The following is a 14759-nucleotide window of genomic DNA, read 5'->3' as shown; positions in this document are numbered from 1 at the left end:
ACTACCTGTTAGTGAAAGCTGTTAGTTAAAGTTTTCAGCGCGAATACGAACCACCTGGCCGTCTATGTCTGGCAGGTTTTCCAATTCTGCAATGGCGCCGTTCATCTGCCGTTCCTGCACGGTGTGAGTCAGGATAATCACCGGGATGCGGCCGTCTTTCACTTCGAATTCTTTTTGCATAATGGATTCGATGTTGATGCCGCTGTCGCTCAGGATAGTCGCGATTTTGGCCAGCACACCGGGGCGATCAAACGCGGTGATACGCAGATAATACGCCGACTGTACGTCTTCCATTTCCAATACGGGCAGATCTTCCATGGCTTCCGGTGCAAAACCCAGGAAGGGTACGCGTAAGCTACTGCCGCTGGCGACTATGCGGGCAACGTCGATAATGTCGGCAACCACGGCGGAACCGGTGGCTTCATCGCCGGCACCCGGGCCGTAGTACATGGTTTGGCCAACGGCGTCGCCGTCTACCAGAATGGCGTTCAGTACGCCGTCTACCTGTGCAATCAGGTGGCTCTGGGGAACCAGCGTTGGGTGAACTCGCAGCTCTATGCCGTCTTCGCGGCGGCGGGCAATGCCCAGATGTTTGATGCGATAACCCAGCTGTTCGGCGTGGGCGATGTCGTAAGGGGTAATTTTAGAGATGCCTTCAGTGTAGGCTTTACTGAACTGCAGCGGCACACCGAAGCCGGCCGAGGCCAGAATGGTGAGCTTATGGGCGGCATCTATGCCTTCCACGTCAAAGGTGGGATCGGCTTCGGCGTAACCCAGAGCCTTGGCCTCTTCCAACACGCCGGCGAATTCACGGCCCGCGCGCATTTCGGTCAGAATGTAGTTACCGGTGCCGTTCATAATGCCGGCAATCCAGTCAATGCGGTTGCCCGCCAGGCCTTCGCGGATGGCTTTGATAACCGGAATACCACCGGCCACGCCCGCCTCATAAGCCACGATTACGCCGGCTTTTTCAGCTGCGGCGAAAATTTCGGTGCCGTGCTCAGCTATTAATGCCTTGTTGGCGGTAACTACGTGCTTGCCGTTTTTGATCGCGGTCAGCACCAGTTCTTTGGCGGCATCGTAGCCGCCAATCACTTCCACCACGATATCAATAGCGGGATCGTTCACCACGTCATAGACGTCAGTGCTGAAGGGAACCCCACCCAGGTCGATGTCTGAGCGAGGGGTTCGGCTGGCAATGCGGGTAATCTGGATGTTGCACCCTGACCTACCGGCAATGATCGCCGCGTTGCGAGTGAGTACCTTGAAGGTTCCGCTGCCCACGGTTCCGAGTCCGCAAATTCCAACACTGACCTGTTTCACTCTTTTACCTCTGATGACGATGGCTGCTGATAGCTGATGATTAAGGCCGCACAGTATACCCACTCACAGCCTGCGGAATAAGACCTGGCGGCAGCTGATTGCCTAAAGAATGCACATTATTTAGAGAATACCCAAACCGCGCGCCAGGGTTTTGGCGGGCACGTAGCCCGGCATTAATGTTCCATCTTCCAATACGATAGCGGGGGTGCCGGTTACGCCGACCAGTCGGCCGAGGTTGTATTGCTCAGCCACCGGGTTGGCGCAGTCAGCGGGCTTGACGGCGCCGCCGCTTTTGGCCTTGTTCATAGCCGCTTGCGGGTCTTCGGCGCACCACACGGACACGTACTTGCGGAAGGATTCGGTACCCGGACCGGAACGGGGAAAGCCGTAGTAATTTACGGTAATGCCCAGTTCGTTAAGTTCGTCCATTTCGCCGTGTAATTTGCGGCAGTAACCGCAATCGATGTCGGTAAACACGTCAATCACCGCTTTTTGTTCGCCCTTGGCCGCGTACTGGATCAAGCCGCCCTTTTTGGCGTGCTCGTTTATAGTTTGCCGGCGCTGGCTGGTGCGTGCCTGTTCGGTAAGGTTAACGTAGCCGGCGTTTTCAAGTTTGACCAGGTCGCCAATAAACAGATATTCCGCATCTTCGGTGGCGTACACAATCTGACCGCTGTTGGTGCGCACCTCGTATATGCCCGGCGCTTTTGCCGGCGCCATGCTTTCTACCTGCAGGCCGGGTACGGCGGTTTGCAGGCGCTGGGTGATGCGCTCTTCAATATCCTCTGCAACGGCGAATGCTGGCAGCAGTAAGCCACCCAACAGGGCCGCGGCAACAAGGCGGGACATAACAGGCAGAGAAAAAGACATATGGGTGTCCGCAATGTGGATAAAAAAACAGACCGAGTTAATTCAGCACGGACTTAGGGTAGCAAAAAATCGACGTAGAAGAGCAGCAAAACAAAGATATTACCCGCGAGGGTGATGTTGCCGATGCAGTTCCTGCAGACGCTGGCGCGCCACGTGGGTGTATATCTGGGTAGTGGACAAGTCCGCATGGCCCAGCAGCATTTGCACCACCCGTAAATCTGCACCGTGATTGAGCAAGTGGGTTGCGAACGCGTGACGTAGAGTGTGCGGCGACAGGTGTTTTTGGATACCGGTGCGCACCGCGTAATGCTTGATGCGGTGCCAGAACGTTTGACGCGTCATGGCTTTTGGGCGATTGCCGGGGAACAGATCGTCACAGGCGTGGCCTTTCAGCAATTCCGGTCGTGCTTCTTTTATGTAGCGCAGTAGCCAGTCTATGGCCTCTTCGCCTAAGGGCACCAGGCGGTCTTTATCGCCTTTGCCGGTAATGCGCACCACGCCCTGGCGCAAGTTCACCTGGTCCAGCCGCAGTGATGTTAATTCGGTAACCCGCAATCCGCAGCCATACAGAATTTCCAACATGGCTTTGTCGCGCAGCTCTATAGGCACTTCGGGATCAGGCGCGGCCAGCAGCGCGTCTACTTCGGCTTCGGTGAGGGTAACCCGTCGGATAGCCAAGCCAGTAGGTCGCTACGCTGGGCGGCTGTCAGCAACGGTGTACCGGGCTGGCCCTGAAGCCACTGCGCCAGGCCGCCCAAGTCACTGCGGTAGGCTTCGCGGGTTTTTTCGCTTAAGCCGTCTTCCAGCCAGATGGCGTCGCAGAAGCGTGCGATGGTTGCCTCGTCTTCTGCCGAAACACAAAAAAGGCAGCCGTGGCTGCCTTTTTTAACACTGAGCATGGCGGGAAGCCAATCAGCCCAGCTTTTCCTTGATACGAGCTTTCTTACCAGACAGGTCGCGCAGGTAGTACAGCTTGGCCTGGCGAACAACGCCGCGACGCTTCACTGTAATGCTTTCAATCAGCTTGGAGAAACTCTGGAATGTACGCTCTACGCCCACGCCGTAAGAAATCTTACGTACGATGAAAGAAGAGTTCATGCCACGGTTGCGCTTACCAATGACAACGCCTTCAAACGCCTGCAGACGCTCACGGGTGCCTTCAGTTACGCGAACCTGAACAACCACGGTATCACCCGGCGCGAACGGCGGAATTTCCTTGGTCATTTGTTCTGTTTCAATTTGATTGATGATGTTGTTCTTGCCGCTCATCGTTATGCTCCTGATTCCCAATCTTTTAATGCCCTGAAGATTCAGAGGCACACGGTTCGTTTAAAATCTCTGCCAGTAGCTTGCGCTCTTCTTCCGAAAACTCCCGCTTTTTAAGCAGGTCGGGGCGTCGCTCGCTGGTTCGCCTCAACGACTGTTTAAGCCGCCAACGCCGGATCTGATCATGGTGACCGCCCAACAAAACATCCGGCACCGCCTGACCTTCATACACTTCGGGCCGGGTATAGTGCGGACAATCCAGTAAACCGTCGGCGAACGAATCCTGCTCTGCCGACTGCGCATGACCCAGCGCTCCGGGGATGAGGCGCGTAACCGCATCAATCACAGCCATGGCTGCCAGTTCACCGCCGGAAAGCACAAAGTCTCCCAGCGACACTTCACGATCTACTTCTGCCGTAATCAAGCGTTCATCCACACCTTCATAACGGCCCGCCACCAGTATTAGCCGTTGCTCTGCTGCCAGAGATTCCACAACTGCCTGATTCAGGGTTTCACCCTGAGGCGATAAATACACCACACAAGCCGGGCCCGGAGCCGCTTGCCGTGCAGCGTGAATAGCATCCCGTAGCGGCTGAATTTTCATCAGCATACCGGGGCCGCCACCGTAGGGGCGGTCGTCTACCGTGCGGTGACGATCATGGGTGAAATCCCGCGGGTTCCAGCTGTGAAAGGTGATTAACCCGTCACGCACGGCCCTGCTGGTGATGCCATAATCGGTTACCGCTGCAAACATTTCCGGGAACAGACTGACAGCGCCAATCCACACCCTAAAACTCCGGATCCCAGTCAACCACCATGCGCTTTTTGGCTAAATCTACCTGCAAAACGATTTCGTCAGGCAGGTAAGGAATCAGCCGTTCGCGCTGATCAATAGAAGCAGGGCTTGCCTGCACTACCAATACGTCGTTGGCGCCGGTTTCCAGCATATGATGCATTGTTCCCAGGCATTCATCTTCAACCGTGAACACTTCAAGGCCTTCCAACTGATACCAGTAATAGTCGCCCTTGGGCAGCTCTGGTAATTGTTCTGTTGGCACATGAATGTCAAACCCGCAGTAGCGCTGGGCAACATCACGATCATCAATACCTTTCAGCCTGATGACGATCCCCTGCCCTTGGCGGCGACCCTCTTCAAGCTTGACGGGAATACGCTTTCCTTCCTGAACCAGGGTCCAGTTGCGGTAGTTCAGCACTCCGTCTCTGGGATCGGTAAAAGAGTAGACTTTAAGCCAGCCCTTGATCCCAAACACCGCGGTAATACGGCCAATCACAGTTTCCTGCGAGGATTCTGCCATGTGTGTCACCCCGGTGTGTGTCAGGCTAATCTTCAGATTGCTCTGATAGATCAGTCTGCGGTTTTCAGCAGTTGGGCAACGCGATCGCTAGGCTGTGCGCCTTGGCTGATCCAGTGCGCAACACGCTCACGATCAACACGCAGACGCTCTTCCTGTCCACGGGCAATCGGGTTGAAGAAGCCGACACGTTCAATAAAACGACTGTCGCGTGCTTTGCGGCTGTCGGTCACTGTCAGATGGTAGAACGGGCGCTTCTTAGAGCCGCCGCGAGCCAAACGGATTTTTACCATTTAACCAATATCCTGTTCTGTTGTACGAACTTTGTACGATTCAATGCAGCCAAAAGCGGCTAACATGAAGACCCATACTCGAAAGGGGCGCTATTCTATGCTAAAAAAGCGCCAAAGAAAACAGCGAAACCGGTTGTTTCCCTGTTTTAGGCGTAAGGCATTTTACATACGACCAAAGGGAGGCTGACCGCCTCCACCGCCGGGCGGCATCATACCACCCAAACCGCGCATCATGTTGGCCATCCCGCCTTTCTTACTAAACTTTTTCATCATCTTCTGCATTTGCTTGTGCTGCTTAAGCAGCCGGTTCACATCTTGAATCTGCGAACCGGAACCGTTGGCAATACGGCGCTTGCGGGAGTTGTTGATGGTGTCCGGGTAACGGCGCTCTTTTGAGGTCATGGAACAGATGATCGCTTCCATTTGCCCCATCGACTTATCGTTTACCTGCTGCTGGGCTACCTTGGCCATCTGGCCCATGCCCGGCAGCTTGTCCATCAGGCCGCCAATGCCGCCCATACTTTTCATTTGCTGAAGCTGGTCACGGAAGTCTTCAAGATCAAAACTTTTGCCTTTCTTGATCTTTTTGGTGAGCTTCTCGGCTTTGCTCTGGTCCAGCTTGCGCTCGGCTTCCTCTATAAGAGAAAGCACATCGCCCATACCCAGGATGCGTGACGCCACCCGATCTGGATGAAACAGCTCCAAAGCGTCGGATTTTTCACCCACACCCAGGAATTTGATCGGCTTGCCAGTAATGTGACGTACCGACAGGGCAGCACCGCCACGGGCATCGCCGTCGGTTTTGGTAAGCACCACACCTGTCAGCGGCAAGGCTTCGTTAAAGGCCTTGGCGGTGTTGGCGGCGTCTTGCCCGGTCATGGCGTCTACCACGAACAGGGTTTCTATCGGTTTTACCGCAGCGTGCAGGCGGCTGATTTCGCCCATCATCATTTCATCGATGGCGAGGCGGCCGGCGGTATCCAGTATCACCACATCAATGTGTTTCTTGCGCGCTGCGCTAATGGCGCCTTCGGCAATGGCAACCGGGTTTTGGTCGGCGGAGCTGGGGAAGAACTCTACGCCTACCTCGTTGGCCAGGGTTTCCAGCTGTTTAATAGCAGCCGGACGGTAAATGTCAGCACTGACCACCATCACGCTTTTCTTCTGGCGCTCTTTCAGGAATCGCGCCAGCTTGGCAACGGTGGTGGTTTTACCGGCACCCTGCAGGCCCGCCATCATGATGACCGCAGGCGGAGCAACCGACAGATTCAGGCCAGTGTTGGCCTCGCCCATCACCCGCTCAAGCTCCTGCTGCACCACTTTCACAAACACCTGGCCGGGTGTCAGGCTACGCTGAACTTCCTGGCCAATGGCACGCTGGCGAACACCCTCTACGAAGTCCTTAACCACCGGCAAAGCAACGTCGGCTTCAAGCAGCGCCATGCGAACTTCACGCAGCGTATCTTTGATATTGTCTTCGGTAAGCCGCGCCTGACCCGTGATTTTGCGCAGACTGCCGGAGAGTCGGTCCTGTAGATTTTCAAACATGCGGTTCTTCCGTACCCGGATAAGAGTATTCAGGAAACATCAGACCCCGGGGCCTGTTGATTCCGGTTGCATAATTGGCACATTATAACCAGACTATCGTCCCGAAACGACCAGCTCAGTGAAATCACTTTTAATGCGCCGTAAACCTCAGCCTGAACAGTGGCATATAGGGCAGCCCAGGATTAACACTTTATGGGAACGCTGATTCTCGCGGTTACCTCACTTCTGTTATACAGCATCGGCACGGCCCTGCAGGCCCTTCATTTCCGCGGCCGGGTGCAAAGCAGCTTGGCAATGACCACATTGGTGGGCATTTTGGCCTTGGTGGGCCACGCATTGCTGATCACTCAGATTGTGCATCATGACGGCGGTTTCGATTTCAGCATTGTGCGCAGCTCGCTCATCATCTCCTGGCTGATCACATTCCTGCTACTTGGCCTGAATCTTACCAAACCCCTACAAAACCTTCTATTAGGCGTATACCCCCTGGCCGGCCTGACCATTATTGTTGCGCTGGCAGCGCCCACTCCAGCGCGGCTGGTGCCAGAGCACAGCTATGGCATGCTGACCCACATTGCCCTGTCGGTCACCGCTTACAGCCTGTTCAGCCTGGCGGCGATTCAGGCCGTGTTGTTGTATATCCAAAACCGCCAACTGAAGAGCAACTACAACAGCCGCCTGGTGCGCAACCTGCCCCCCCTGCAAACCATGGAGTCGGTGCTGTTCGAACTGGTGTGGGCCGGTGTTGTGCTACTGATTCTAGCCATTGTTACCGGCGCTCTTTTTGTCGAAGACCTGTTCGCCCAGGACATTGCCCACAAAACTCTGTTTTCGATACTCTCGTTGCTGGTGTTTGTGGCCTTGCTGATTGGCCGCCACACCAGAGGCTGGCGCGGGGTGACCGCAAGCCGCTGGACACTGGCAGGCTGCGCGTTATTAATGGTAGCGTTCTATGGCAGCAAGCTGGTGCTGGAACTGATTTTCCATCGCGGCCTGTAAAACGGTAGCGCCTTCCACGCTCTTCAAAAATAGAGAGGACACCTCGCTTGAACGAAACATCGCTGACCGCGCTGTTTATTACGCTAGCCGGACTGATTTTGCTATCGGCCTTCTTTTCCAGCTCCGAAACCGGAATGATGACGCTGAACCGGTATCGCCTGAAGCACATGGCGCAAACCGGTCACAAAGGCGCCAAGCGCGCCCACAGGCTTCTGCAGCGCACCGATCAGCTGATCGGCGTTATCCTGATTGGCAACAACTTCGTTAACATCTCTGCCTCGGCCATTGCCACGGTCATCGCCATACGCATCTGGGGCGACGCCGGTATTGCCATAGCCACCGTACTACTGACCATTGTTATCCTGATTTTTGCGGAGGTTACGCCAAAGACGTTGGCCGCACTGTTTCCGGAAAAAATCGCCTTTCCTGCCAGTTATGTTCTGGCTCCGCTGCTAAAAATACTCTACCCGGTGGTATGGGCGGTAAACCTGTTCACCGGCGGCATTTTGAAACTGCTGCGGGTGTCGCCGGAAGACATTGCCAACGACCACCTCAGCCGCGAGGAGTTACGCACCCTGGTAAACGAAGCCGGCGCGCTGATTCCGGCCAAGCACAAAGATATGCTGGTGAGCATACTGGACCTGGAAAAAGTCACCGTGACGGACATTATGGTGCCCCGTAACGAAGTCGTCGGGATTGATCTGGATAACGACCTGAACAGCATTCTGCGCTTGTTACGCAATAGCCAGCACACCCGCCTGCCGGTTTATAAAGGCGATATCAATGAAATTCAGGGCATTCTGCATTTGCGCAACATCGCCAAACTGCTGCAAAAAGATGACCTGAACAAAGACATGATTGTACAGCTGTGCACCGAGCCCTACTTTGTACCGGAAAGCACACCACTGAACACCCAGCTGATTAACTTCCAGAAGGGCCGCCGTCGCTTTGGCATTGTGGTAGACGAATACGGCGAAGTTCTGGGCCTGGCCACTTTGGAAGACATACTTGAAGAAATCGTGGGCGAGTTCACCACCGACTATGCATCCACCAGCCCAGACATTATTCCCCAAGACAATGGCACTTATATTATTGATGGCTCCGCCTCGCTGCGGGTAATTAACAAAAGCCTGGCCTGGAAGTTGCCCATAGACGGCCCGAAAACCCTGAACGGTTTGATTACCGAAACCCTGGAGAATATCCCCGACAGCAATGTGTGCCTGAGGGTTGGTGGACATCGGGTTGAAGTACTACAAATTAAAGATAATGTTGTGAAGGCGGCCATTGTTCACCCCAAAAAACGCAAAAACCGCGGGCTTGGCCGGTGAATACAGCGCCAGCTTTGGTAACCGCGGGCGCCTGATTTTGTGAGCCTGTCGTGAAAACTGAAAAGCAAACGTATAAAAAAAGATTCAGATGGGTTAAATTTGACCAATAAGCGTAATTCCCTTTTTAGAAGCAGCCTATAAAGGGCCAAGGCGGAGAGAGAGACAGAAACCTGCCATGAGCGAACAGTCCGGCATTCATTATATCCACGAGCGTTCGAAAGGCGCTAACGGGGAAGTCGCGCCTGTTCCACCCGAGGTGGTACGCATTCGGGAAACGGTTGTTGCAGGCCTGGGTGACTTGTTACAGGGTGCGCTGGACGCCGTCGACGATTCGCTATTTGAACTTGCTAACAACTGCCGCAACAACAATGAGCAAAACCGCTACTTTGAAGCCATGCGGGAAATTCGCATCAAGCGCAAAGGCGTTGAACGCGAGTTCAGCGAAGCGATAAGTGCATTTTTTGTGTCGCCACCCAGCCAGACCAGTTCCGATAACCAGCCCCAGGCCATAGACGCAGACAACCTCGCGCTGGTGGGCAATGACGACCTGGAAGAACAGGTTGCGTTAAACGCCATGGCCGGAAAAGCCAAAGCGCACTTTCAAGGCCAGCTGATTCAGCTGGAGGCGCGCTTCAGTCAAGTATATAAAACAGCAGACGGCGTTATATCCAACCCCTTGGCGCCAGAGCACTTGGGCCAGGCGTTTATACACGCCATACAGCCCATGGAAATCCAGATTCGCGAGCGCCTGATTCTGCTGAAGCAGTTTGACCGCTACGTTATGTCTAATCTGGGCATGCTGCTAGACGAAGCCAACCGCATTTTGGTGCAGGCGGGGGTGATCCCCCACTTTCGCCATCAGGGTAAAAATACCTCGCAAAGCCCGGGTAGAGGCGGCAAAGCAGCCGGTAGCGCGGATTCAACGAGCGCCTCGCAGGCTGATGCCGCAGGCGAAAGCGCGGTATTCGAACAGATACGCAGCATGCTTGCGCACCAACGTAGCAATGCCGGTATGCCGCAGCAGCGTTCTGACAGCCGCCCGGTATACCGTGTGTCTGCCGCTGAACTTGGCGAACTTCTTAACGCTTTGCCGGCGCAGAACACATTTGACAACTTTGGCTACACAGGCCTCAGCGAAGACCTCAGCCGAGGCGAGCCGCTGACTATAGATTTACTGGAGTTGATGCACCAACTTCTGGCGCAGGTAAAGCGCAAAGATGGCCGCAAAGCCGCTATAACCGAGGCCGATGAAGACCTCATTAATCTTGTGTCTATGCTGTTCGATTTCATTCTCGACGACGATAACCTGTCAGCACCCATTCAGGTGCTGATCAGCCGCTTGCAGATACCGATACTGAAAGTGGTGATGCGCGACAAAACGTTCTTCAGCCATGGCGGCCATCCCGCTCGGCGCCTGCTCAACAACCTTGCCCGCGCCGGCATTGGCTGGAGCAACAGCGATGAAAAGTCGCGAGACAAACTTTACAACCAGATTCACACCATTGTGCAGCGGATTCTTGAAGAGTTTGACGGCGACATATCGTTGTTTGTTGCCCTACATGACGAATTCGACGCTTTTCTGGAGCGGGAAAACAAGCGTTCAACCCTGGTGGAGCAGCGCACCCGCGAATCTGAGCGTGGCCGTATAAAATCACAGAAAGCCCAGCAGACTGTCGACACGATACTGAAAGAGAAGCTGGCCCGTTACAAACTGCCGCACACCATTCATACCATTGTTGTTAATGGTTGGAGCCGGGTTATGTTCCTGACCTACCTCAGGGACGAGATGGAGCACCGCTGGAACGAGTCGGTAAAAGTACTGGACGACCTGATCTGGTGCCTGCACCCCCATCACGAGGATGCCGAACGCGACCAGTGGGTTCGTGTGGTACCGGGGTTGCTGAAAACCTTGCGCGCCGGGCTTGAAGAAGTGTCGTTTAATTCGTCCAAACTCGACGAAATGATGGCCCAGCTCAAACATGAACTGGCCGAGGCGTTCCGCACCAACGCGGCTATAGAAACCCGCCCAGAGCCTTTAGTAGTAACGCCAGGCCCTGCAAAAGAGGACATCGGCGAAGAACTGCAAGACAACTCCATTTCTGAATACATGGATAAGATTGACCAGATTGAAACCGGTAGCTGGGTAGAATTCAGCCTGGTAAACGGCGCCAGCTTCCGTTGCAAACTGTCGGCTATTATTGAAGAAGCCGACTGCTTTGTGTTCGTTAACCGCATGGGGCTGAAAGTGATTGAAAAAACCCGCACCGAGCTTGCCCAGGAAATGTGCCGTGGCCGGTTGACGCTGCTGGAGCAAGGAGCGCTGATTGACCGCGCACTGAACGCGGTGGTGGGGTCTCTTCGAAGCAAAGCAGGGTGAACTACCAACACTAAATCGAAGATTTTGAATTGGCATCTGGGTAAACCTACTACGCGGCGATCTGGTGCGCAGTATTTTCCCTTCTAATAACGATGGATTTGTGTGGCATAAGATCCATCATTATGGGGTTTGACACACACCCCTTACAGGCTAGCCCTAAGGCCTCACCCGTTGCTTTTCTCAGGATATTAAGAGCGCCGTTAATGTCGGCGTTTATGATCCCGTGTTTGCTTTGATACAACCCTCGGCGGATTCGCTTTCCGCTGAATAGTGGTAAGACGTTTTTGGGTTTTTCACCGTAAACCGGCAGGACGTCATTATCTAGAGCGGAGGCTTTGGACGTGTACGACTCTTCCTGAATAACGGTGGTGATGCCCAGCCCGTGACACTTGTATTGGATTTGAGAAATCAAAATTGAGTGTGGAATGCCGACAAATTTCTGGTTGTTCACGCGGCCAATATTGACCTCTTGCTTCCAGTGTTTGTTATAACCGATGACCAGTGTGCCGATATTGTTTTCCAGGCAATAAGAAGCAACCTTGCTGGACGCTCTGTGCAGCAGGTCTTTTATCCGGCGAGTGCGTTTGTTGGTCACGGCGCGAATGTGGGCGTATTTGCCTTGGGAGCGAAGTTTGGCCACACGCTTGTTGTACCAGGCATTGATCGATTTCAGCGCTTTACCGTTGATCAGAACAGGGCGAACGCCCGGCTGATCGGTTGCGAGGGCGATAAGAGTGTTGATGCCTAAATCGATCCCGGCCTTGCGGGATTGGTCGAGAAGACGGCAAAAGTTGCCCGCCTCCACAACTTTTGATTCGTTGTAAATGATTTCAATAATGAAGCAGTTGCCCTTGGGTACAATTCTGACCTCAAGCGCAACGGTGTCGCCGACAGACGCGTTCCATTTTTGTGAAAACCGAAACTGCGTTTTGATCGGTGGCAATACACCGTTGGCAAAATACAACGTGCCGTCGACAAACTTGAAGCCGTTTCGACCGATGTGCACGGTGGCCGCTTTGTGGGCGTAACCGGGCTTCTTCGGCTTGGCCTTGAAGCTGGAAGGCATCTTCTTGTACGCCCGCAGAGCCGCAAAATAAGAGGTCCATTCCTGGCCAACAATCTGAGTGCAAACGCTGGCTCCGCGAAACGCCTCATGCTGCTTTCGAATGAGGATTTGCTGGGTGCGAATGTGGGTTGATTTCTCGTTGTTCATGTTGATAATATTAGGACTTGAAATAATTGGTGTCAATCATTTATACAGTGAAATTTTCCGATGAAAAGAAGTCATAACTCGTGCGTTTACAAACTCCAATATCATCTGGTGTTGGTGACCAAATATCGGAACAAGTGCCTGAATGACGAGATGCTGCTTTGGCTTGAAGATGAGTTCATCCGACTGTTAAGCGCCGATGACTGCGGTCTGGATGAGTTCAACGGCGAAGCCGATCACATCCACGCACTGATCACGCTTCACCCGATGGTTACACCGGCAAAACTGATCAACACGCTGAAAACCGTCAGCAGCCGGATGATCAAAAAGGAATATGGCGCCCAACTCAAAGAGTTTTACGGGGGCACAAACGCGCTGTGGAGTCGGTCGTACTGCTTATTGTCAGTGGGTGGGGCGCCGATCGACGTTCTCCGTGCCTACATTGAGAACCAGGACCGACCAAAATAGTCGCTATCCATCCAACACTAAATCAGAGATTTTGAATTGGAATTCCGCTCATTTCGTTAAAAGCCTCGTACCTCGAACAAAAAATGCCGGCGTATAGCCGGCATTTTCTATTCTCACTGCACACTCTTTCTCAATTGCCTGGGTTTTGTCCCAGCCGCAAAGGTTTCATTAACGCTGCGCAGCGTTTCCTGGCACTGAAAATGGCGTATCAGGCCTCTGCCTGCTTGCACGCAGCTTTGACAGCTGTGGCCAGCTCGCCGTTTTCCGACATTTCCATAATGATGTCGCAGCCGCCAACCAATTCGCCGCTAATATACAGCTGCGGGTAAGTAGGCCAGCTAGAGTGCACTTTCAGCGCTTCACGCAGTTCCGGGTTGTCCAGAATGTTTACAAACGCAAATTTCTCGCCGCAGGCCATTAACGCCTGAACTGTTTTTGCCGAAAAACCGCACTGTGGCGCTTGAGGAGAACCCTTCATATACAGAATGACCGAGTTTTCTTCGAGTTGGCTTTTAATGGTGTCGTTCATATCCATGTTATCTACCTCTGCTGGAAGCTAAAATGAAAAAGGGAAGGCTTGCGTTAATGCAATCAGTTCCAGCCATTGTACACGGACCCGGCAGACCTACCAACCGTCGCCGACCGCTCGCGCTTTGACTCAGAACATGCAGGGACAGATTTGAAATCTGTCCCTTATCGCTAAAGACGGGGCACCGGCTGGCCCTGATCGTTGTCATGCCACCATAGAGCGGCTAGACTGATTGCCCCTATTTTTTCACTTTATATCAACAATCATCAGGCTAGAAGCCCCGGCAACACGGGCCTCCAGCGAGGTAAGGGCCATTCCATGGCGATACGACATTTTTTAACACTGAACGACCTGACTCCCGATGAACTGGAAGCGCTGCTGGACCACGGCTCACGCCTGCGTAAGGAATGGCACCAGGGCGTTACCCGCGACACCTTGAAGAATCGGGTACTGGCGATGATTTTTGAAAAGTCGTCTACCCGCACCCGGGTATCCTTCGAAGCCGGCATGATGCAGCTTGGTGGCTCGGCGTTGTTTTTGTCGCCCCGCGACACCCAGTTGGGCCGTGGCGAACCGATTGAAGATTCAGCCATTGTTATCTCCAGCATGGTTGACGCGGTTATGATCCGTACCTTCGCCCACAATGCCGTAGAGCGCTTTGCGGCTGCATCCTCAGCGCCGGTCATAAACGCGCTGACCGACGACTTCCATCCCTGCCAGCTGCTGGCAGATATGCAAACCTATCGCGAAAACCGCGGCAGCATTCGCGGCGCCACGGTGGCCTGGATCGGCGATGGCAACAATATGTGTCATTCCTACATCAACGCTGCGGCAATGTTCGGCTTTCATCTGAATGTGGCTTGCCCGAAAGGCTATGAGCCAGACGCCTCCGTATTTGAAGCACACAAAGAACATGTCACGGTGATGCGTGAGCCAGCAGACGCTGCCCGCAACGCCAACCTGCTAGTTACCGATGTGTGGGCCTCCATGGGCCAGGAAAGCGAGCAGAAAGCCCGTGAACAGGCGTTTTCGAGTTACCAGATTAACCCGCAGTTGATGGCATTAGCCGCTAAAGACGCCCTGTTTATGCATTGCCTGCCGGCACATCGCGGCGAAGAAATCTCGCAAGACATGATGGAGCATTCGGGCTCGGTTGTGTGGCAGGAAGCAGAAAACCGCCTGCACGCACAAAAAGCCCTGCTGGAATTCCTGATTCTTAAACGTCTGGATTAATT

The 14759-nt window shown here is 53.9% G+C and carries 14 protein-coding genes and 1 pseudogene; 5 read left to right on the top strand and 10 right to left on the bottom strand.

All coding sequences use genetic code 11. The features are described 5' to 3' along the window. Positions 1-21: 21 nt before the first annotated feature. From ATG98_RS13055 to ffh, 8 genes and pseudogenes are all read right to left on the bottom strand, one after another. On the bottom strand, positions 22-1323 hold the full coding sequence (locus ATG98_RS13055) for a homoserine dehydrogenase (protein WP_098423398.1): 1302 nt from the start codon (positions 1321-1323) through the stop codon (positions 22-24). 120 nt (positions 1324-1443) lie between these two features. Further along, positions 1444-2193, bottom strand: a complete 750-nt coding sequence (locus ATG98_RS13050; RefSeq protein WP_098423396.1) for a thioredoxin fold domain-containing protein — start codon at positions 2191-2193, stop codon at positions 1444-1446. Between the two features lie 99 nt (positions 2194-2292). Continuing rightward, positions 2293-3092: pseudogene (locus ATG98_RS13045) on the bottom strand (site-specific tyrosine recombinase XerD). A gap of 13 nt (positions 3093-3105) precedes the next feature. Further along, positions 3106-3462, bottom strand: coding sequence for a 50S ribosomal protein L19 (rplS, locus tag ATG98_RS13040; protein ID WP_018403116.1), 357 nt, complete (start codon positions 3460-3462; stop codon positions 3106-3108). A gap of 25 nt (positions 3463-3487) precedes the next feature. Next, positions 3488-4246: a tRNA (guanosine(37)-N1)-methyltransferase TrmD gene (gene trmD / locus ATG98_RS13035; RefSeq protein WP_098421464.1), complete on the bottom strand. Its 759-nt coding sequence runs from the start codon at positions 4244-4246 to the stop codon at positions 3488-3490. A gap of 1 nt (position 4247) precedes the next feature. Next, positions 4248-4775, bottom strand: coding sequence for a ribosome maturation factor RimM (gene rimM, locus ATG98_RS13030; protein ID WP_098421463.1), 528 nt, complete (start codon positions 4773-4775; stop codon positions 4248-4250). Between the two features lie 50 nt (positions 4776-4825). Continuing rightward, entirely contained in the window at positions 4826-5065 is a 240-nt protein-coding gene (gene rpsP, locus ATG98_RS13025; protein WP_007348783.1) for a 30S ribosomal protein S16, read from the bottom strand. 162 nt (positions 5066-5227) lie between these two features. Further along, positions 5228-6613 (bottom strand): signal recognition particle protein, encoded by a 1386-nt coding sequence (ffh, locus tag ATG98_RS13020; RefSeq protein WP_098421462.1) that lies wholly within the window; start codon positions 6611-6613, stop codon positions 5228-5230. Between the two features lie 192 nt (positions 6614-6805). Between ffh and ATG98_RS13015 the strand changes: the two genes are divergently transcribed. The 3 genes from ATG98_RS13015 to ATG98_RS13005 all read left to right on the top strand — a co-directional run bounded on the left by ATG98_RS13015 (position 6806) and on the right by ATG98_RS13005 (position 11317). After that, on the top strand, positions 6806-7612 hold the full coding sequence (locus ATG98_RS13015; protein WP_098421461.1) for a cytochrome C assembly family protein: 807 nt from the start codon (positions 6806-6808) through the stop codon (positions 7610-7612). A gap of 47 nt (positions 7613-7659) precedes the next feature. Further along, the gene (locus tag ATG98_RS13010) at positions 7660-8940 is read left to right on the top strand and encodes an HlyC/CorC family transporter (RefSeq protein WP_098421460.1); all 1281 of its coding nucleotides are present in this window, start codon (positions 7660-7662) and stop codon (positions 8938-8940) included. A 175-nt stretch (positions 8941-9115) separates the two neighbouring features. Beyond that, on the top strand, positions 9116-11317 hold the full coding sequence (locus ATG98_RS13005) for a DUF1631 domain-containing protein (protein WP_098423394.1): 2202 nt from the start codon (positions 9116-9118) through the stop codon (positions 11315-11317). 49 nt (positions 11318-11366) lie between these two features. Here ATG98_RS13005 and ATG98_RS13000 read toward each other — a convergent pair whose 3' ends face one another. Then, complete coding sequence (locus tag ATG98_RS13000) at positions 11367-12530, bottom strand: RNA-guided endonuclease InsQ/TnpB family protein (RefSeq protein ID WP_228706129.1); 1164 nt, start codon at positions 12528-12530, stop codon at positions 11367-11369. 60 nt (positions 12531-12590) lie between these two features. On the opposite strand from ATG98_RS13000, the gene tnpA reads away from it, so the two are divergent. Next, the gene (tnpA, locus tag ATG98_RS12995) at positions 12591-12995 is read left to right on the top strand and encodes an IS200/IS605 family transposase (protein ID WP_098423392.1); all 405 of its coding nucleotides are present in this window, start codon (positions 12591-12593) and stop codon (positions 12993-12995) included. 208 nt (positions 12996-13203) lie between these two features. Here tnpA and grxD read toward each other — a convergent pair whose 3' ends face one another. Beyond that, a complete protein-coding gene (grxD, locus tag ATG98_RS12990; protein WP_098421457.1) occupies positions 13204-13530 on the bottom strand; it encodes a Grx4 family monothiol glutaredoxin in 327 nt (108 codons plus the stop codon). A 312-nt stretch (positions 13531-13842) separates the two neighbouring features. Here grxD and argF point away from each other — a divergent pair, with 312 nt between their 5' ends. Next, complete coding sequence (gene argF / locus ATG98_RS12985) at positions 13843-14757, top strand: ornithine carbamoyltransferase (RefSeq protein ID WP_098421456.1); 915 nt, start codon at positions 13843-13845, stop codon at positions 14755-14757. The last annotated feature ends 2 nt before the right edge of the window (positions 14758-14759 follow it).

Origin of the sequence: Marinobacter sp. LV10R520-4, from assembly GCF_002563815.1 — a bacterium.
In the GTDB taxonomy this organism is placed as follows: domain Bacteria; phylum Pseudomonadota; class Gammaproteobacteria; order Pseudomonadales; family Oleiphilaceae; genus Marinobacter.
Note: the sequence above shows the minus strand (reverse complement) of the source record. Positions and strands in the feature narration are given on the sequence as shown.